This is a genomic window from Nocardia cyriacigeorgica, from assembly GCF_010858045.1.
Classification (GTDB): Bacteria; Actinomycetota; Actinomycetes; order Mycobacteriales; family Mycobacteriaceae; genus Nocardia; species Nocardia cyriacigeorgica_E.
In genome coordinates, this window is sequence record NZ_JAAGVC010000001.1 from 6,061 (window position 1) to 23,839 (window position 17,779).

General features: G+C 68.6%; 19 protein-coding genes. 8 read left to right on the forward strand and 11 right to left on the reverse strand.

The window, feature by feature from the left end; genetic code table 11:
* Positions 1-66: 66 nt before the first annotated feature.
* Positions 67-579: a GNAT family N-acetyltransferase gene (locus tag GV790_RS00035; protein ID WP_163809125.1), complete on the forward strand. Its 513-nt coding sequence runs from the start codon at positions 67-69 to the stop codon at positions 577-579.
* On the forward strand, positions 576-1,118 hold the full coding sequence (locus GV790_RS31595) for a hypothetical protein (RefSeq protein ID WP_163809127.1): 543 nt from the start codon (positions 576-578) through the stop codon (positions 1,116-1,118). The genes GV790_RS00035 and GV790_RS31595 overlap by 4 nt, the downstream gene beginning before the upstream one ends.
* Before the next feature lie 145 nt (positions 1,119-1,263).
* Here GV790_RS31595 and GV790_RS00045 read toward each other — a convergent pair whose 3' ends face one another.
* Both GV790_RS00045 and GV790_RS00050 read right to left on the reverse strand, forming a co-directional pair.
* Positions 1,264-2,274, reverse strand: coding sequence for an alpha/beta hydrolase (locus tag GV790_RS00045; RefSeq protein WP_163809875.1), 1,011 nt, complete (start codon positions 2,272-2,274; stop codon positions 1,264-1,266).
* 147 nt (positions 2,275-2,421) lie between these two features.
* Positions 2,422-3,171, reverse strand: coding sequence for a hypothetical protein (locus GV790_RS00050; RefSeq protein WP_178127395.1), 750 nt, complete (start codon positions 3,169-3,171; stop codon positions 2,422-2,424).
* A 226-nt stretch (positions 3,172-3,397) separates the two neighbouring features.
* Here GV790_RS00050 and GV790_RS00055 point away from each other — a divergent pair, with 226 nt between their 5' ends.
* The gene (locus GV790_RS00055) at positions 3,398-3,886 is read left to right on the forward strand and encodes an FBP domain-containing protein (RefSeq protein WP_163809129.1); all 489 of its coding nucleotides are present in this window, start codon (positions 3,398-3,400) and stop codon (positions 3,884-3,886) included.
* 309 nt (positions 3,887-4,195) lie between these two features.
* Here GV790_RS00055 and GV790_RS30895 read toward each other — a convergent pair whose 3' ends face one another.
* Both GV790_RS30895 and GV790_RS00065 read right to left on the reverse strand, forming a co-directional pair.
* Positions 4,196-5,908 (reverse strand): FUSC family protein, encoded by a 1,713-nt coding sequence (locus GV790_RS30895; RefSeq protein WP_163809131.1) that lies wholly within the window; start codon positions 5,906-5,908, stop codon positions 4,196-4,198.
* Between the two features lie 175 nt (positions 5,909-6,083).
* Complete coding sequence (locus GV790_RS00065; protein ID WP_163809133.1) at positions 6,084-6,485, reverse strand: MarR family winged helix-turn-helix transcriptional regulator; 402 nt, start codon at positions 6,483-6,485, stop codon at positions 6,084-6,086.
* Between the two features lie 322 nt (positions 6,486-6,807).
* Here GV790_RS00065 and GV790_RS00070 point away from each other — a divergent pair, with 322 nt between their 5' ends.
* Positions 6,808-7,251 carry a MarR family winged helix-turn-helix transcriptional regulator gene (locus GV790_RS00070; protein WP_163809135.1) on the forward strand — a complete coding sequence of 148 codons (444 nt, stop codon included), beginning with the start codon at positions 6,808-6,810 and terminating at the stop codon, positions 7,249-7,251.
* An 89-nt stretch (positions 7,252-7,340) separates the two neighbouring features.
* On the opposite strand, the gene GV790_RS00075 is transcribed toward GV790_RS00070, so the two are convergent.
* The 5 genes from GV790_RS00075 to GV790_RS00095 form a co-directional block, all read right to left on the reverse strand.
* Positions 7,341-8,426: a glycine betaine ABC transporter substrate-binding protein gene (locus GV790_RS00075; protein WP_256672925.1), complete on the reverse strand. Its 1,086-nt coding sequence runs from the start codon at positions 8,424-8,426 to the stop codon at positions 7,341-7,343.
* A complete protein-coding gene (locus GV790_RS00080) occupies positions 8,423-9,205 on the reverse strand; it encodes an ABC transporter permease (RefSeq protein ID WP_163809137.1) in 783 nt (260 codons plus the stop codon). The genes GV790_RS00075 and GV790_RS00080 overlap by 4 nt, the downstream gene beginning before the upstream one ends.
* Positions 9,206-9,275: 70 nt before the next feature.
* The gene (locus GV790_RS00085; RefSeq protein WP_280212390.1) at positions 9,276-10,526 is read right to left on the reverse strand and encodes an ABC transporter ATP-binding protein; all 1,251 of its coding nucleotides are present in this window, start codon (positions 10,524-10,526) and stop codon (positions 9,276-9,278) included.
* Complete coding sequence (locus tag GV790_RS00090) at positions 10,519-11,169, reverse strand: ABC transporter permease (protein ID WP_163809881.1); 651 nt, start codon at positions 11,167-11,169, stop codon at positions 10,519-10,521. The genes GV790_RS00085 and GV790_RS00090 overlap by 8 nt, the downstream gene beginning before the upstream one ends.
* Positions 11,170-11,271: 102 nt before the next feature.
* On the reverse strand, positions 11,272-11,760 hold the full coding sequence (locus GV790_RS00095) for a MarR family winged helix-turn-helix transcriptional regulator (RefSeq protein WP_375139359.1): 489 nt from the start codon (positions 11,758-11,760) through the stop codon (positions 11,272-11,274).
* A 69-nt stretch (positions 11,761-11,829) separates the two neighbouring features.
* Here GV790_RS00095 and GV790_RS00100 point away from each other — a divergent pair, with 69 nt between their 5' ends.
* The 4 genes from GV790_RS00100 to GV790_RS00115 all read left to right on the forward strand — a co-directional run bounded on the left by GV790_RS00100 (position 11,830) and on the right by GV790_RS00115 (position 16,268).
* Entirely contained in the window at positions 11,830-13,272 is a 1,443-nt protein-coding gene (locus tag GV790_RS00100) for an MFS transporter (protein ID WP_163809141.1), read from the forward strand.
* A gap of 77 nt (positions 13,273-13,349) precedes the next feature.
* Positions 13,350-13,979: a CHAP domain-containing protein gene (locus GV790_RS00105; protein ID WP_163809143.1), complete on the forward strand. Its 630-nt coding sequence runs from the start codon at positions 13,350-13,352 to the stop codon at positions 13,977-13,979.
* Positions 13,980-14,233: 254 nt separating this feature from the next.
* The gene (locus GV790_RS00110; RefSeq protein ID WP_163809145.1) at positions 14,234-15,376 is read left to right on the forward strand and encodes a hypothetical protein; all 1,143 of its coding nucleotides are present in this window, start codon (positions 14,234-14,236) and stop codon (positions 15,374-15,376) included.
* 175 nt (positions 15,377-15,551) lie between these two features.
* A complete protein-coding gene (locus tag GV790_RS00115; RefSeq protein ID WP_163809147.1) occupies positions 15,552-16,268 on the forward strand; it encodes a DUF1906 domain-containing protein in 717 nt (238 codons plus the stop codon).
* Positions 16,269-16,271: 3 nt separating this feature from the next.
* Here GV790_RS00115 and GV790_RS00120 read toward each other — a convergent pair whose 3' ends face one another.
* Positions 16,272-16,631 carry a hypothetical protein gene (locus GV790_RS00120; protein ID WP_163809149.1) on the reverse strand — a complete coding sequence of 120 codons (360 nt, stop codon included), beginning with the start codon at positions 16,629-16,631 and terminating at the stop codon, positions 16,272-16,274.
* Positions 16,632-16,855: 224 nt separating this feature from the next.
* Positions 16,856-17,575, reverse strand: a complete 720-nt coding sequence (locus GV790_RS00125; RefSeq protein ID WP_178127418.1) for an Rv1157c family protein — start codon at positions 17,573-17,575, stop codon at positions 16,856-16,858.
* Positions 17,576-17,779 lie beyond the last annotated feature (204 nt).

A 17,779-nucleotide genomic window follows, 5' to 3' on the forward strand; every position in this document is an offset into this window, starting at 1 on the left:
GCTCGGAGATGTGTATAAGAGACAGGTGGTGAACTGTGGTCGCGGCCGCGGCGGTAGTCTGACGCGGTGACTCTCCCGGATGGGGTATCGCTGCGCAAGATCGTGCCGGCCGACCGTGCCGTCGTGGCGACCCTGCTGCGGCGCGAGTGGGGTGATACTCGCGTGGTGTCGCTGTCCTTGGGCGGGCTGGTCGACGCAGGCGCCTTGCCCGGGCTGCTCGCCGAACGGGACGGGCAGGTGGTCGGAATGCTCATGTACCGCGTCGCCGGTGGCGTGGCCGATATCGTCACCATCAACGCGTTCGAGTCCGGCGGGGTGGGTGCGGCGCTGATCAGAGCCCTGGTCGAGGAGGTGCGCACCGCCGATGTCCGGCGGGTTCGGGTCTCGACCACCAATGACAACACCCGGGCGTTGCGGTTCTACCAGCGCGCCGGTTTCCATCTGACCGCCCTGCACACCGACGCCGTCACGGCCTCGCGGCGCACCAAACCGCAGATCCCCGAATACGGGCAGGACGGTATTCCGATCCGCGACGAACTCGAGCTCGAGTTGCCGATCGTGCCGAGAGACCGGCGATGACGACGCGGGCCCAGGTGCGAAAAGCGGCACTCGCCCTGCCGGAAGTCGAGGAGGGCACGCATTTCGGGGCAGTCGCGTATCGAGTTCGCGGCAAGAGCTTCGCCTCGCTCAGCCGCGCGGACGAGTTGCAGGTGCAGCTGGCCGATGACGAGATCGACGGCGTGCTGGCGGACCACCCCAGCGCCGAAGTCATCGAACGCGCGGGCAAACGGATCGGACTCCGGATTGCCTTGGCCGACATCAACGGACAGACGTCGAACTATCTGGTCCGGCGCGCATGGTTCGCACGGGCACCGAAACGGCTCGCGGCCGCCCTGAACGCCGCCGACACCGCGTCCCCGGGAGCAGCCGGCGACCTGCCGGCCTCGATCGGCACGCCGGCCACCCGGGCCCTGCACGGCGCGGGCATCACCACCCTGGACGCACTCAGCACACGGACCCGCGCGGAACTGCTGGCCCTGCACGGTTTCGGCCCGAAGGCCGCGCGGATTCTCGCCGAAGCGCTCGAGGAGCGCGGGCTGTCGTTCGCGGGGGAGTGACGGCGCGGGCAGCTCGGTTCGAGCACATTGCCGTCTTCATGGCGTCTGGCATCGCGCAGGTTCGGTGTGGGCCACGGTGTTCTAGCGGAAACTCCGCGTTCCAGCAGAAACTCCGCGACATGCCGCCGATCGGTATCAGCCGCCCTCAGGCCGGCAGTTCGAGCCCGCGCGCGATCACCGGCCAGGAGTTGATCAGGGCATCACGCCAGTAACCCCACGAATGCGTGCCGACGGGCGGGAAATCCACGGTCGCGGGGATGTTCAACTCGTCGAGCCGGGCGGCGAGATTGTGTGAGCAGTAGTTGGTGGCCGCTTCGATGATGCCGCCGATCACCACCTGGTTGGCCAGACCGTAGGCGCCGGGCAGGGCGTACGGGCCGTTGAGGGTGTCGTGGGGACCGGGTAGGCCGCTGCCGGAGGAGATGAACAGGTCCAGGCCGCGCAGGCCTTCGGCATTGACGTACGGATCGTTCTGCACCCACAGCGGATCGTTCGGCGGACCGTACATGTTCTCCACGTCGCCGCCGCCCCACACCTCAACGCTCAGCCGCACGGCCTCCCGCCCGAACGGGTCGCTGGTCTGCGCGCAGCCGCTGTACGCGGCGGCGGCCTGGAACAGGCCGGGCGCGGCGATGGGCAGATTCAGCACGGACGTTCCCGAGGTGGACAGGCCCGCGATGGCATTGAGCCCGTTGGTGCCGAAGGCCCCGTCGATCAGCGGCGGGAGTTCCTGGGTGAGGAAGGTCTTCCACTTGTTGACGCCGAGCACGGGGTCGGGCGCACGCCAGTCGGTGTAGTAGCTCCACGCGCCGCCGATCGGCTGCACGACGTTGACGTCCTTCTCGCCGAGGAATGCCAGCGCGTCCGGTGCCCGGCTCACCCAATTGGCGGTGCCCTCGCCACCGTCGGCGCCGTTGAGCAGGTACAGCACCGGGCGCGGCTGGGACGCATCGCGCGGGCGCTGTACCGAGACCGAGATATCGCGGCCCATGGCCGTGGAGAACACCTGCAGCTTCACATTGCGGTCGTCGGCGATGCGGACGTCGGTGATCCGTGACCCGTTCGGGGCGACGGGCCTGGCGAGCAGATCGCCCGAGGCGATGATCGGGTCGTCGGACGGTGTGGCCTGCGCGCCGACCGGGGCGATGGCCGTCATGGCGGCCAGACAACCGGTGACGACGATGGTGCGGATTCGTAGCTTCACTGATATCCCGCCTGTTCGTGGTCGGTGCATCCGTGGTGCTCGGTTGTTCCTGCAGGGCGACGTTACCCAACCTGTCCCGCTCGACGCAGCGAGATCGGCTCACTTCGCGGCGGCGGCGAAATAGGCGGTGCGCACATCCACCATGGTGGGCGGCGGGAAATCGGGTGAGCCGGCGCCGAGCTCGCCCATCGCCACCTGCCAGGTATCCGACGATGTATCGATCGCGGTGCGGGCATCGGCGGCCTGGAGCACGACTTCGGAGCCGCCGGTGCACGAATACGCGCCCACCATGCCGTCGGAGCGGCCGCCCCACGCGCCACCGATCCGGATCCGGCACTGGCGGCCGTCGGCGAGTTCGAGCGCCCACGGCTCGGGGGATTCGGTGGCGGCGATGGGTTCGAGCGGCGGATCGACGGTGTATCGGCGCAGTTCCCGGTCCCACGGGTCGTCGGCGCAGAGCAGTTCGGTGCGTGAGGGCGTCGGCCAGCAGACGTCGGCGGCGTCGGCGGAGGCACCGCAGTGATAGATGCCCGCGGTGGTCGCGGAGTGACTGGGTGCGGCGTTACGGCAGTTCAGGGTGCCGTAGGGATCGGGGTCGATGACGGTGAATCCGTCGGCGGGCCTGCCCGCGGCGTCGACGGCGGCGAGCGAGACGACCTCGGTGGGCTCGGGCTCGCCGGTGGTCACGGTGGGCTGCGCTGGGCTCGCGGGTGGGTCCTCGGCCGCCGGGCCTGCCTGGGTGGTGGTGGACAACTGGGTGGCGGGACCGGAGTCGTCGTCGGATCCGCAGCCGGTGAGCGTCAGCGCGAGCGCTGCGCCGACCACCGATATCGACCTCGCGAACGCCATGAGCTACCGCCTCATCAGTGGATACCCGTGCCGCTCGAGTGTAGCCAGCGGAGTTCCTGGTCCAGGCGTTTTCGCGGGGCCGGCGCACCCGGGGCGGCGCCCCGCAGACGAATGTCGGCCACCCGGCGAACAGGGCCCATCCGGTGTGAAAATCGGTTGTCCGCCGCAGAGCGGTCCCCTAACGTCTCTTCGGTTTTGTCCATCAACGACCGAAGGGAACACCACCGTGCAACCCGTTACCGAACGCGACATCAGGTCGTCGTTCATCAACTGCTCCAAAGGAGACGCCAAGCGATTACCGGTCCCGCGCGACCTGGATCAGCGCCCTTGGGAAGACCTGGATTTCCTCGGCTGGAGCGATCCGTCGTTTCCCGGCCGCTGCTATCTCGTCGCGCCGGGTGACGATCGCCTCATCGGTGTCGCGTTCCGGTACGAAACCGGCGGTTCCGGTCGCGCGCAGATGTGCACGATCTGCCTCACCACACACACCGGCGGCGGGGTGTCGTTGCTGACCGCGCACAAGGCCGGCGAATCCGGGCGGCGCGGCAATTCGGTGGGCACCTACATGTGCACCGACCTGGCATGTTCGCTGTACACGCGCGGCAAGAAGCGGCCCGCGATGGGCAGCCGCTACCGCGAGGATCTCGGTCTCGAGGAGAAGATCGAACGCGTGCGGATGAATCTGGCCGCGTTCATCGACCGGCTCTACAGCTGATCCGGCCATGAACCACGACGACACCGAAGGAGGTAGATGCCATGGGCCGACACCAGAGAACCAACCCGCTGCATCCCGAGTCCTGTTAGCTCAGCACAGGACTCGGGGTGCGCAGCTTTCTCTTCGATCGAGAGGGGCCGTGCGGACGGACCTTGTCGTTGGTGGGGAAACTGTTGGAGGTAGCGGGCCCACTGATACACAGCGCGGTATGGCGCGCGGCTCGAACCTGCTCGGCCGTTACTTCCGGACAGCCTCCGTGCTCCCGAGCCGCGTGCTGTCAGAGAGGCGCTGCACCGGTTCCCTTCTTGCTCAAGACAATTCGGCGACGCTCTCGGCCCAGCGCGTGAGCTGACCGGGATCACCGGGGCGGCCCGGCCCCGCATTCCACGTGGCGGCGAGGATGCGATGACCGAGCCGGCGGACGCGCTCGTGGTGCACCCACTGTGCGCGCGCCCACGTGGGTTCGTTATGCGCGGCATCGATTTCGGCCAGCGTCGAGCCCATCAGCTCGAACTCCAGTTCCTTGCGGATCATCGGAACCCGGCCGGGATCCGCCCGCAGGGCGAGCAACAGTGTGTCGAGCGATTCGAGGACGCGGCGGTCATTGCGCAGCAGGACCCGGCGGTGCGAATGGCGATCGACCAACCACAGCACACCGAGCCCGATCACCACCCCGATGATGCTCTCGAGGAACCGATCGAACGCCACCGGCAGCGGATCGCCGTAGTGCCCGCCGCCACCCATCAGCAGTGCCAGCGGAGTGATGAAGACGACCGCCAGACCGTAGTTGCGGGCGACGAACAATTCGATCGAGAACTGCAGCGCCATCAGGATGAGTACCAAGGCGACGCCGCGCGGTTCGAACGCGTAGATGAGGGTGAACACGGCGAGCCCGAGCACCGTACCGCCCACCCGGTGGATGCCGCGGTAGGTGCCGCGCACCCGGCCCGGGCCTTGATGCAGCAGCACGGCGACCGTCATCACCGCCCAGTCGGGGCGGCCGATGGACAACGCGACGGTCAGCGATCCGGCGAGAATCGCCGCGAGTCCGATGCGGTGGGCGGCGACGGCGGCGTGACTGTCCGGCGACAGCGAGCGGGCCAGGCGGAAACGTAGCGATGGGTACGGGGTCGGCGCGGGGCGCCCGGTATCGAACAGGGCATCGGCATCGTCGACGCCGTTGCGATGCAGGGCGTCCGCGAAACGCGACTGGGCGTCGGCCAGGGTGCGCGCGGGCGGATGGCCGAGCTCGGAGCGGCGGGCGTCGTCCAGCATGGTCCACGCGGTTTGGATCTTCATGCCCGCGGTGTAGCGGGCGGCGGCGAGATCGGGGGAGTCGCGTGTCAGGCCGTCGTAGGCGCGCACCGCCTCCACCGCGGCCGCGACCGCGTTCTCCTCCGGGGCATGCGGATACCGCAGCGCGCCCGACATGCCGACGATCAACGCGCTCACCGCGCCCGCCGAGGCCCACAGCGCGACCGCGCCCGGCGACACCCCGGCGCCGGTCACCGTCGCACCGATCCCGACGGCGAGCACGAAGAAGAACCCGCCCGGCGGGCCCAACCGCAACGCGGAGTTCACGAACGTGCTTATCACCGCCACCACAGCCATCAGCCCGACCAGCACAAGTAGCCACGCATGCGCACCACCCGCGGCGGTATGCCGATGAATCGCCGCCCCCGTGAACCCACCGGCGCACGCCGCCGCGATCAATCCGAGCCCCGCCCAGCCGATCGCCCGCCACCGCTGCCGGTACACCCGACCCTCACCGAAGATCACCGCAAACGAACCGAGCGCCGCGATGAGCCCCTGCTGCTCATGCCCCAGCAGCGCGGCGATCAGCGCGGGCACACCGAACGCGAGCGCGGTACGGGCCGCACCGGGCAGCCGCCGGCCCGCCGGCGGCACCCCGAACAGCACGGCCCGTGCCGGCGCGGGCGACGGGAGATGCGGACCGTTCGCCTCGGGCCGTGCGAGGCCCTGTTCCGGTGACGGAGAATTCGGGCCGTCCGGTTCGGGCACGTGTCAGCTCCTTGCCGGTCCGGGCAGGCCGACCGGGCGGCAGCCTGCGGTGATCATTCCCGGCGAGCGTATCGCCGAGGCTCGGCGACTCGGGCGCGAGCAGACGGGAAGCGGCGGCGGACGTCCCGGGACCGCGCCCGCGAACGACCGGCGGGAGCCCGGTGGTCCTGCCGCATCACGGCGTTTCCAGATTGACGATCATGCGGTGCAGGACGTCCATCAGCTGCGAGAACTCCTGTGGGCTGACGCCCTCGGTCATCCGCTCGCGCAGGCTTCCGACCTCGGCCGCCGCGGCTCGGTGCGCCGACCGGCCGGACGCGGTCAGGGTGTAGCGTCCGTCGCCGTCGCGGTCGACCCAGCCGCGGGCGGTCACACCGCCGACCACATCGGAGACGCTCTCACCGTTGGCTTCCCAGAACGGACGCAGCGCATCGATGAGCTGTGCTTCGTCGACCAGACCGCGACTGATCGTGTTCAGCGTCTGCCATTCCCGGCGGCTCAGTCCGGCATTGCCGAGCAAGCGGTCGAAGGTGGTCTCGATCAGCTGATCGAGCCGCTTCAGCCGGAACCCGATCATGCGGTCCTGATCGGAGCCGGACGTCGCGCCAGGCCGAGAGCCGGAGCCGGAGGTGGAGCCGGGGGCGGGCGTCGAGCCGGAGCCGGAGTCCGACCCGGAATCCGGGCCCGATCCGGCATTCGGATCCGAGCCCGACCCCGAGGTCGGGCCGGAGCCGGAGGCAGGCGGGTGTATTTCGGACGAGGCGGGTTCGGGTGGCGGGGATGCGCAGGCCGTCACTGTGAGTACGGCAAGGGCGCAGAGCAAGTAGCGCATACGGGGTCCTCTCGACTGGCATTTAGTTGTAATAGTACAACTAGATGTCCGGCGCTACCATTCCCTCATGAACGACGTCGAGCGAGTCGAACGTGCCATGGTGGAGATCCGCCGCCGGCAGACCCGGCGCACCCTGGCGCCCGAGGGTGAGCCCGCGGGCCAGGCCTTCGACGTTCTCGACATAGTCGCCGCCACGGCGGAACCGACCGTCTCCACCGTCGCCGATGCCCTCGCCGTGGACCGCCCCCGAGCCAGCCGCCTGGTGGCCGCCGCCGTCGACGCCGGCTATATCGAGCGCATCGCCGACCAATCCGACGGCCGCCGTTCCCTGTTGGCGGTCACGCCGGCGGGCCGGGCCGCGCTCCGCTCGGCTCATCAGCGCCGCATCGACGCCTTCGCCTCGGCCATGCGCGACTGGACCGATACCGAACGACACCGATTCGCGGACCTGCTCACGCGTTTCGTCGCCGGAATGCCGAACCGAGGCGCGCCCGATACTCACCCGGAGTGACAGCCGTGCCCGGGCCGGTGCACTCGGTCGGACAACGACGTGTGTGTCGCCGTGATGAGCCGACGGAGGCGGCTCGAGCTGGCAGGCCGTCACCCTTCGGTGACGAACCCTTCGGCTACCAGCCAGTCCCGTGCGACTTCGGACGGCTCGCGTCCGTCCACATCCACCTGCCGGTTGAGCTCGGTGATGGTTTCGTTGGTGAGGAGTGCCGAGATGGGCTCCAGCACGGTGATGACCTCGGGGTGGGCTTCGGCGAAATCGCGGCGCATGACCAGGGCGGCGTTGTATTTCGGGAAGAAGCGCTGGTCGTCTTCGAGCAGGAGGAGGCCGAGGGAGGGGATGCGGCCGTCGGTGGCGGCGACGGAACCGAAGCTGCATTGGCGGCCGTCGGCGACGGAGGTGTAGACGAGTGCGTCCTGCACCAGGCGTTTCTGCACCGCGCCCTCGTCGATGCCGTATTTGGCTGCCATGCCGGGGAATCCGTCGCGCCGGACATTGAATTCGGTGCCGACGCAGGTGGCGGCTCGGCCTGGATCGGTGGCGATCAGGCGGGCGTAGTCGGACAGGGTGCGCACGCCCGTTTCGGCGGCGGTGGCGGCATTGGTGACCAGGGCATAGGTGTTGTTCATCGGCGCCATCGCGGCCCAGACCATGTCGTGGGCGGCCAGGTCGGCGTCGCGGACGGCCTCGAACTGGCCGCGCTCGTCCGGGATGGGGGTCTCGTTGCCGAGGTAGTTCATCCAGCCGGTGCCGGTGTAGTCGTAGGCGATGTCGATCTGGCCGTGCAGTTGGGCGTCGCGCAAGCTGTTGGAACCCTGGATATTGGTCAGGTCGCGGACCTCGGCGCCGGCCGCCACCATGGCGAACTCGATGATGTAGCCGAGGATGTTCTGCTCGGTGAAATCCTTGGAGCCCACCGTGATCGGCACGCCGGCCAGCTCGGGAACCGGCCGGATGCTGCCCGGCCCCACCCGCAGCGGGACAGCGCTACCGGCTTCCAAACCGCAGCCGGTGAGCAGCAGCAGGCCCGCGAGAACCAGCAGGAGCGCCCTGCCCGGCTTCCGGCGGGAACGGGACCGGGCGCGCCGCCGGCAACTCTCCGACCCGGTGAGCAGCGCAGTCACCGCCGGCTGCCGGTAATCCGCGCGTTCGGTGGCTGCGCGCGCCGAGTTCATGTCAACCCCCGCGGCCCGAGGAACTCTTCGGCCAGCGCGCCCAGCCAGTCGACCAGCAGCGCCAGCGCGACGGCGAGGACGGCGCCGACGACGAGAGTCACGTTGTCCCGCAACTTGTATCCGGTGTCGATGAGGATACCGAGCCCGCCCGCGCTCACCAGGAACGACAGAGTGGCCGTCCCCACCGCGAGCACCAGCGAGGTGCGCAGACCGGCCAGAATGTAGGGCACGGCGAGCGGGAACTCGATGCGCCGCAACACCGTCGAGGCCGACATGCCCTGCCCGCGACCGGCGTCGATGAGCGTCCGGTCCACTTGCTGATAGCCGAGGATCGTATTGCGCAGCACGGGTAGCAGCGAATAGAAGGCGATCGGCGCGACACCGATCCAGAAACCCGTGGTCTTGGTGACCAGATAGAACAGCACGATCAGGCCGATGGCGGGTGCGGCGGCACCGATATTGGCGATGCCGACGAAAAACGGCGCTAGCCTGCGGAAGCGCGGCCGCGACAACAGCGTCCCGAGCGGGACCGCGAGCGCGACCACGATCAGCACAACGGTCACGGTGATCAGCACATGCTGCCAGGTGACCTTCGCGATATTGGACGCGTTCAAACTCGCCTGCTGCGTCACCGTCAGGTCGCGATCGAACGCCCAGATCAGCACACCGGCGGCAAGGATCAGCACCAGCGCGGGCTGGACGAGCAGGCGCAGCCGTTCGGCCCGGCGCGCGGTGGCGGGGGCGGCGGTGCGTGCGGTGGGAGCCGTTGTCGCGGTCATAGGCGGCTCCCGGTGCGCGTCGCCTCCGTCGGCGACGCTGCGCGGATCCCACCGGACGGCGGTCGGTTCATCATGGCGTGCCGCCCTTTTCCGGCGCCTCGCCCGCGATACCCCCGAGCTCCGCGTGCTCGCGTGCCGCCGGCGCACCGATCCGTGCCGGCGAATCACTACCGTTTCCCGCGTGTTCGGCACGCAGCGCCGACAAGTGCCCGACCAGGGTGTCGATGGTGATCAGCCCGGCGTACTCGCCTCGCTGCCCGGTGACCACCGCCGTCGCGGTGCTCTCGGCCAGGAGCGCCTCCAACGCGTCCTGCAAGGTCGATTGCAGCGAAACCACTTCGCCCACCGGGCGTCCCACGTTCGTCAGCGCCTCGGCATGTGCGAGTTGCGGCGCCGAGACCCAACGCAGCGGCCGCTGTCTGCTGTCGAGGATCAATGCCCACGGCCAGTCGAGGCCGTCGAGCGCTTGTCGTACCCGCTCGACCGGCTCGTCCTCCGTGGCGGTCGGGCAACTGCCCAGCTCGACATCGCGCACCCGGGTAAGTGTGAGCTGCTTGAGCGAAGCGTCGGCGCCGACGAATCCGGCCACTGTCTCGTCGGCCGGATCGGCGAGGATCGCGGCCGGAGTGTCGTATTGCAGAATGCGGGACCGATTGCCCAGCACCGCGATTCGATCGCCGAGCTTGACCGCCTCGTTGAAATCGTGGGTGACGAACACGATGGTTTTGCGCAGCTCCGCCTGCAATCGCATCAGTTCGTCTTGGAGCAGCCCGCGGGTGATCGGGTCGACGGCACCGAACGGCTCGTCCATCAGCAGCACCGGCGGGTCCGCCGCCAGCGCCCGCGCCACCCCGACGCGCTGCTGCTGCCCGCCGGAGAGCTGGCGTGGGTACCGGTGCCGATAGGTATCGGGGTCGAGGCCGACCAGTTCGAGCATCTCGTCGGTGCGCGCCGCGATGCGCTTGCGGTCCCAGCCGATCAGCCCAGGCACCGTCGCGACGTTCTTGGCGACGGTCATATGCGGGAACAGGCCGGCCTGCTGGATGGAATAGCCGATGCCGCGGCGCAACTCGTCGGGGTCGATCGACAGTGCGTCCTTGCCGCCGATGGTGATGGTGCCCGAGGTCGGTTCGATCAACCGGTTGATCATCCGCATCGTGGTGGTCTTGCCGCAGCCGGACGGCCCGACAAGGACCACGATCTCACCGGCCGGAATCGTCAGGCTGACGTTGTCGACCGCCGGTTGCTGCTGGTCGCCATAGCGTTTGGTGACCGAGTCGAGGACGATCTCGACGCCGGACACGGGTTCGGAGTCAGACACGGATCCCTTTCGACGTGGTGAATCGGCCGAGGAGCAGCAGCAGTCCGTCCAGCGTGAGCGCGAGAACGACGATGAGCACGGTGCCGGTCAAGGCCTGCGGCACGGCATTCGGAGTACCCAGCCTGGTGAGGCCGGTGAGGATCAGGTTGCCGAGCCCGGGCCCCTTGGCGTAGGCGGCGATGGCGAGGATGCCCATCAGCATCTGGGTGCTGATCCGGATACCGGTCAGGATCGCGGGCCAGGCCAGCGGGAGTTCGATCCGCGCCAGCACCCGCAGCCGGTTCATGCCGACGCCGCGCGCAGCGTCGGTGATCGCCGGATCGACGGCAGCCAGCCCGACGATGGTGTTGCGCAGGATCGGCAGGAGTGCGTACAGCACCATCGCGGTGATGGTGGGGGCGACGCCGAGGCCGAGCAGTGGAATCAGCAAGCCGAGCAGGGCGAATGACGGAATGGTGAGAATGGTGCTCGCCGCGGCGGTGGCCACCGAGGAGCCGAGCGGACTGCGGTAGACCAGTACGCCGATGGCCACGGCGACCAGGGCGCCGAGTACCACCGATTGCACGACCGCCGACACGTGCAGATAGGAGTCGGTGAGCAGTTGGTGGCGCCGGTTCACGACGAAAGTCCACAGCGTATCCAGAGTTTCCGCCTCCCCGATCCCTCGCCCGTCGCGGGTCAGTGTATCGAGCCGACGGCGTCGCGCACGGGATTCGGCGGTCTCGGTGGGTGATTCGGCCGGCTCTCAGCTGCCGGGCCGCGGCCAGGGGTTGCCCTCGAGCCGTTCGACCGACTGGTTGAACTTCGTGATGAGCCGGTGCAGCTGTTCGACGTCCTCGGCGGGCCAATCGGCGACGACGCGGCCGATCCCGTCGCGGCCGACGGTGCGGTCGGCGGCGAGCAGCTCCATTCCCTTGTTGCTGGGACGGACCTTGCGCGCGAGCCCGCCCTCCGGATCGGGGACCCGCTCCACCAAGCCCTGATCGAGCATCGCCCCGACCTGGCGGTTGACCGTCGAGATGTCCAGCCGCAGCGCTTCGGCCAGTTCCCGCAGGCTCAACGGCGATCCGACGTCGAGCCGGGTGAGGATCAGGTACGCCGAACGGTCCAGCTGAAAACGGGGATGACGACTGGATGCGGGGGTATGGCGGGACAGCAGCGTGAGCTCGAACGACAGCCGTGACAGCGGCTTCTCGGCCGCCGAACCGAAATCACCCGAATCGGACATGGCCATCACTATGTCGCGCACGTCACTCGAAATCCAAATTGTGCACCATACACATGATATGTATCGTACACATTCATGACCGCTGTAGCCGACGTGTCCTCGAACACGACCGACAACCGGCGCACACCCGCGCCCGCCGTTCTCATCGCAACGCTCTCGACGGTGGGTGTCGTCGTCTCGCTGATGCAGACGCTGGTCATCCCGATCATTCCGTCGCTGCCCGGCTACCTGAACACCTCCGCGTCCAACGCCGCCTGGGTGGTCACCGCCACGCTGCTGGCCGGTGCGGTGTCCACCCCGATCAGCGGCAGGCTCGGCGATATGTTCGGCAAGCGGCGGGTGCTGCTGGTGAACCTGGGCGCGATGATCGCGGGCTCGGTGATCTGCGCGCTGTCCACCGCGCTGCTGCCCGCGATCGTCGGCCGCTCGCTACAGGGCATGGCGGTCGGGGCGATCCCGCTGGGCATCAGCATCATTCGCGACGAGCTGCCGCCCGAGCGGGTGGGTGCGGCCATGGCGACGATCAGCGCGACCCTCGGCGTTGGCGGTGCGATCGGCATGCCGTTCGCCGCCTTCATCGCGCAGAACGCCGACTGGCACATGCTGTTCTGGATCTCGGGCGGGCTCGGCCTGCTCTGCCTGCTGGCCGTGGTCACGTTCGTCCCGGAATCGCCGGTGCGCACGCCCGGCCGCTTCGACTTCGGCGGTGCGGTCGGCCTCTCGATCGCACTGCTCGCACTGCTGATCGCGATCAGCAAGGGCGCGGACTGGGGATGGGGGAGCGCGTCGATCCTGACCCTGTTCGCCGTCTCGGTGCTGACGTTCCTCGGCTGGGGCTACTTCGAATTGCGGCAGCGTTCGCCGCTGGTGGATCTGCGGGTGTCGGCGCGGCCGCGCGTACTGTTCACCAATATCGCTTCGGTGGCCGTCGGTTTCGCGCTCTACGGCATGTCGCTGACGTTCCCGCAGCTGCTCATGGCCCCCGAGGCGACCGGCTACGGCTTCGGATTGTCCATGGTGCAGGCCGGTCTGGTGATGGCGCCGGGCGGACTGGTGATGATGCTGCTCTCGCCGGTATCGGCGCGGTTGTCCGCGGCACGCGGACCCAAGTTCACCCTCGCGGTTGGCTCCGGCGTGATCGCCATCGGCTACCTGTGCGCGCTGGTGTTGATGAACAGCGTCTGGCAGATCGGGCTGGCCGGCGTGATCGTCGCCGGCGGTGTCGGCCTGGCCTATGCCGCGATGCCCGCGCTGATCATGGGCGCGGTGCCGCTGAGTGAGACGGCGGCGGCCAACGGCCTCAACTCGCTGATGCGCTCCATCGGCACGTCCACCTCGGCGGCGGTGATGAGCGTTGTGCTCGCGCATATGACCATCTCGCTGGCCGGGCACGCGCTGCCCTCCCGCGACGGCTTCCACACCGCCTTCCTCATCTCGGTGGCCGCGGCGGTCGTGGCGATCGTGCTCACCAGCCTGATTCCGATGGGGAAGAAGGAGCCCGCGGCTGTATCCGACTGAGGCGGGAACCACTCGGCCGTGCCGAACGTCCAATGAGGTAGGGCAACGCGGGTAGCCCCTGGATGAACGGAGCCGGGATGACGCAGCGGGGAGCCGCATCGACGACGATGCGAGCGGAGGGGCGCGGTGCCGGTGGATGGTTGATGGCGGGACTGCTGGTCGTCGCCGTGGTCGTCGCGGGCGTGGTCGGTGTGCGCTGGTGGCAGGAGCGCGACGCCTATCCGGCCGTGGTGGGTGAATCGCTGCGACAGTTCCCGGAGATCGACGCCGCCGCGCTCAGCTCCGAACAGGCGGCGATCGTTGCCGTGCTGGAGCGGGAATTCGCCGATCCGGGCGAGGGGCCGAAGTACGCGGAGGGTGTCACCGAGCCGTGGTGCGCCGACTTCGTCAGCTGGGTCATGCGCGAGGCCGGCCTGCCGCTGTCGAACCCCAACTCGGGATCATGGCGGATCCCTGGCGTGTACACCCTGCAGGAGTACTACGAATCCGCCGGGCGGTTCGTGCCGATCGGCGCCGGTTACCAGCCGCGCACCGGAGATGTGCTGCTCTACAGCGACAGCAGTCCGTTCACCCAGCACACCAACGTCGTGCTCGGTGCCGAGAACGGCACCGTCACCACGATCGGCGGCAACGAATTCGGCACGGTGCGGATCCATCGGTTCGCCCTCGCCGAGGTGCCCGGCATTGTCGGGTTCGGCCGGATCTGAACCACACCCGACGAGGTGAATGTTCCGGCGAGCGAACAAAGGGCTCGTCGGACGGGATATCGACGCCTAGCATGTACTTCGGAGGCGCCCGGCAGCGCCGCCACCGATCCCTGTCCTGCTGTCCCCTCATCGGCAGGACGGGGATCACTCTTTTCATGACATGACATGGCCGTCACCGCCATGCGGTCTGATCGACACCCGAATCGCGTACCGTGTCGAACAGTCCGTTGGAGGTGAGGGTCTCGGAACGTCTGATGCAGCCGATAGAGCAAGCGCACAACGATCCGCAATGGATCGAATACGCCGAATTCGGCGAACGTTTCGTCACCCACGCGGTGACGACCGACCGGATCGAGGCGGCGGTCGCCGGAATCGCGGGCAAGGGCATGAAGTTCGGCCCCTTCTCGGTGGGGCCTGCCGGATTGGCCGGGCTGGTGGCCGAGGGCAAGGTGGGCCGGCCGGTGGTGGTCCGCAGCGGCCCGCACGTCACCTTCGAGATGCGGGTTCCGGTCTCGCTGTCGGTGAAAGTGCTGCTCGGCGGCAAGAAATTGCGGCTGGAGACGGTCGTCGCCATCGATATGACGCTGCACGCGCGCACCGCCGCGCCGCTGCTCATCGTCATCGATATCCCGCCGATCAAACCCGCCGACGTCAGCGTCGTGCTGCGCGCGCAGGCCGTGGACACCGCAGGGGAATGGCTGCTGGATCCGGTGGCCGGGGTGGTGCAACGCGAGGTCGCCCAGCGGGTGAACACGATGCTCGCCGATCCGCAGGCACGCCGTTCGCGGGTCTTCGACGTGGCGGCGATGGTCGCGGGCACGCCGTCCCCGCATCGCGACGACAGCGAGTTCGACTGGATCGGCTACGACGAGTTCGGCCATCGGTTCTTTCCGCTGATCGTCACCAGGGACCGGGTCTTCGAGGTGGTCAAAGGGCTCGCCGGCCGGGCGATCGAGGTGGGTCCGTTCCGCACCGGCCCGCGTGAATCGGCGACGGTGACGGTGCGCGGGGCGGTCCGGCTGCCCGAACTCACCGAACGCCCACGCCCCGATCCCGGCCGTTCGGATGTCGGCTTCGATCTGCTGTTGCCGGTCTGGCTGGACATCACCGTCGACGTCCTCAAGGCCAACCATTACCGCGCCGACGTCCGCATACCACTGGTGCTCACCGCGCGGGCCGCCGATCCGCTGCTGATCGTCATCGACGTGCCGCCGCCGGACCGCGAGGACATCCGGCTCGAGTTCAGCGCGGTCGGCCTGCGGGCCGCCACCCTCGGCGCGCTCGCGGGCATTCGCAAACAGGTGATCGCGCAGGTCGCGCAGGTGGTGCGCAAGGAACTGGCCGACCCGGCCGGGCGCACCATCGACGTGGGTGCCCGCATCGATGGGACGGTGTGAACACCCCGCTGTGGCATGAGTGATCAGAGTGCCCAGTGGGTCTGGCGGTTCCCATGTGAATGTGGTGGAATGAGTTCACGTTCGAGGCTCCCGGCGCACGAGTGACACTTGGGGAAGGTGCGCCGGGCCGCTACTCAGTGGTCGGTGTCGTCGGGGGTGGCGAAGGAGTCCAGTGATGCGTTCGTCTCTGTCCCGGCGTGAGCTGTTCGGCTACGCGGCTGCCGCAGCCGTGGTCGGCTCGATCGGCGCCACCGCGAGCCTGCCGCGTGCGCGCGCCGAATCGCTCGGCACACTCGTCGATTACGCCGCCGGAGTACCGTCGGCGGCCGCCATCCGCGACGCCGGCCATACCGGCGTCATCCGCTACGTCTCCGACCGCCGTCCCGGCGCCGAATGGATGGCGGGCAAACCACTGCTCGCCGCGGAGGTCGAAGATCTCAACGCGGCCGGGCTGACGATCGTGTCGTGCTACCAGTTCGGCAAGGGCCCGACCGCCGACTGGCGCGGTGGTCTGGAAGCCGGCAAGCGGCACGCCGAACGCGGCCTGGAACTGCATCTGGCGGCCGGCGGACCGGAAGGTGTGCCGATCTACGCCTCGATCGACGACAACCCCTCCGCCGCTGATTTCGCCACCATGATCGCGCCCTACCTGCTCGGCTGGCACGCCGTGCTCGGGCGCGAGAACACCGGCGTCTACGCGAACTCGCCCACCATCGATCTCGCCGTCGCCGCGGGCCTGGGATCCTGGTACTGGCAGCACGATTGGGGCACGCCGGAGGGTTATGTGAACCCGGCGGCGCATCTGCATCAGTTCGAGATCGACGACCGCGCCATCGACGGCGTCGGCGTCGATCTCAACAACATCCTCACCGCCGAATACGGAGCCTGGTAGGCCTCAGGTCTGGCAGTGGCAGGCCGGGTCGACCCGCAGATCCGGCTCGTCATCGGGGACCACCCGCAGCATCGGCCTGGACTCCGGGGCCTCATGGTTGCCCATCCAAGACAGCAGCGACCACCGCGACAGCCCCGACAGCGCCGAACCGAGGCTGGCGAAGGATCCCGAGGAGATCACCGAGGCGAACGATCCCACCGAGCCGATCGACAGGATCGATCCCACACTGCCGATGGACAGGATCGAATACGCCGAGCCGATGGACAGGATCGAACCTTCGGAGCGGATGGACAGAATCGACCGGCGCGAACGCCGGCTGCGGACCGAATCGCGGGACTTCATCGAACGTTCGACAGTCGCCATGGGTTCGGTCTACCACAGCGGCGCGGCGCTGCGGGGGAGAACACCAGCGTGATTTCGCGAATGGCATCACAGCGAACCAGTTGTTCCGCTTGCTTACGCAACAACTGAATTCGCGAGATGCGGGTAACTCACCGGGTACGCCAAAAACTTGGTGCGTACCAACCGGCGGCCCGGTGAGTTACCAGCCCGGCTCCCAACTCCCGGCAAAAACGCGGAGAGGCGGATCAGCCGACGGTGAAGAAGCCAAGCGTCGGCAGGAAGTTGCAGGTGCGCGGCGCTGCGTCGGCGGCCTGCGTGGTCAGCGAACCGCCGATCACCGCGACGATGCGGCCGGAGCCGGTGTTCGCGATGGCCGACAGGGTGGCCGGGCCGTCCGGGTTGATCTTGGCCTCGTTGGTCAGCGCCTGGACACCGGACTGGCGGGTGTCGAGGTTGAGCCACTGCACCGTCATCGGCGGGTTCTGCACATCGGTCGGCGACTTGGTGCCGAGCGCGGTGAACACGAACCCGGTCTGGCCTGCCGCAGGCCCGGGCGGGGGCAGCTGGGCCGGGCCGGGCACCGCGAGCGCGGTGCCGACCGAGTCGGCGGAATCGGAGATGCAGCCCTTACCGATGGTCGGGTACAGGAACTGCGCGATGGCCGGGCCCTGCTCCGGTAGGTCGGGGCCACCGCCGCCGCTGCCGTCGAGGAACTTGATGATGCGTTCCAGCGTCGACTTGATCTGCGGCGGCAGATTCAGGGTGGCCAGCAGGGCTTTGGCCTGGTCCAGCAGGGCGGCCTGGGGGCTCGCGGTCTCGGCGGCCGCGATCTGGCCCACGATGGCAGGCGTCAGGGCGGCGAGCGCGTCCACCGGAACGCCCTCGGGAACCATCGGGACGCTGTTCGGCGCCGCGGCGGGCGCCGGGGCCGGAGCCGCGACGGTTGTCGCGGGCGCGGCGAGCATGGCGCTCGCCGCAATGGCGAGCGCGGACAAGGCGATCCGCGATCCTCGGGTGCGAAGCACTGGTCTTGCCGTCCTTACCTCGGGTACATCTGGTCGACGCTGAAAAGCCGTCGTTTCGGGGGTCACTCTAAGGACAACGCCGCATGTTGTACAGCAGCGGTGCCGGAAATGCGCGCCGTGGACGAACGTGTTATCAGAAGGTAG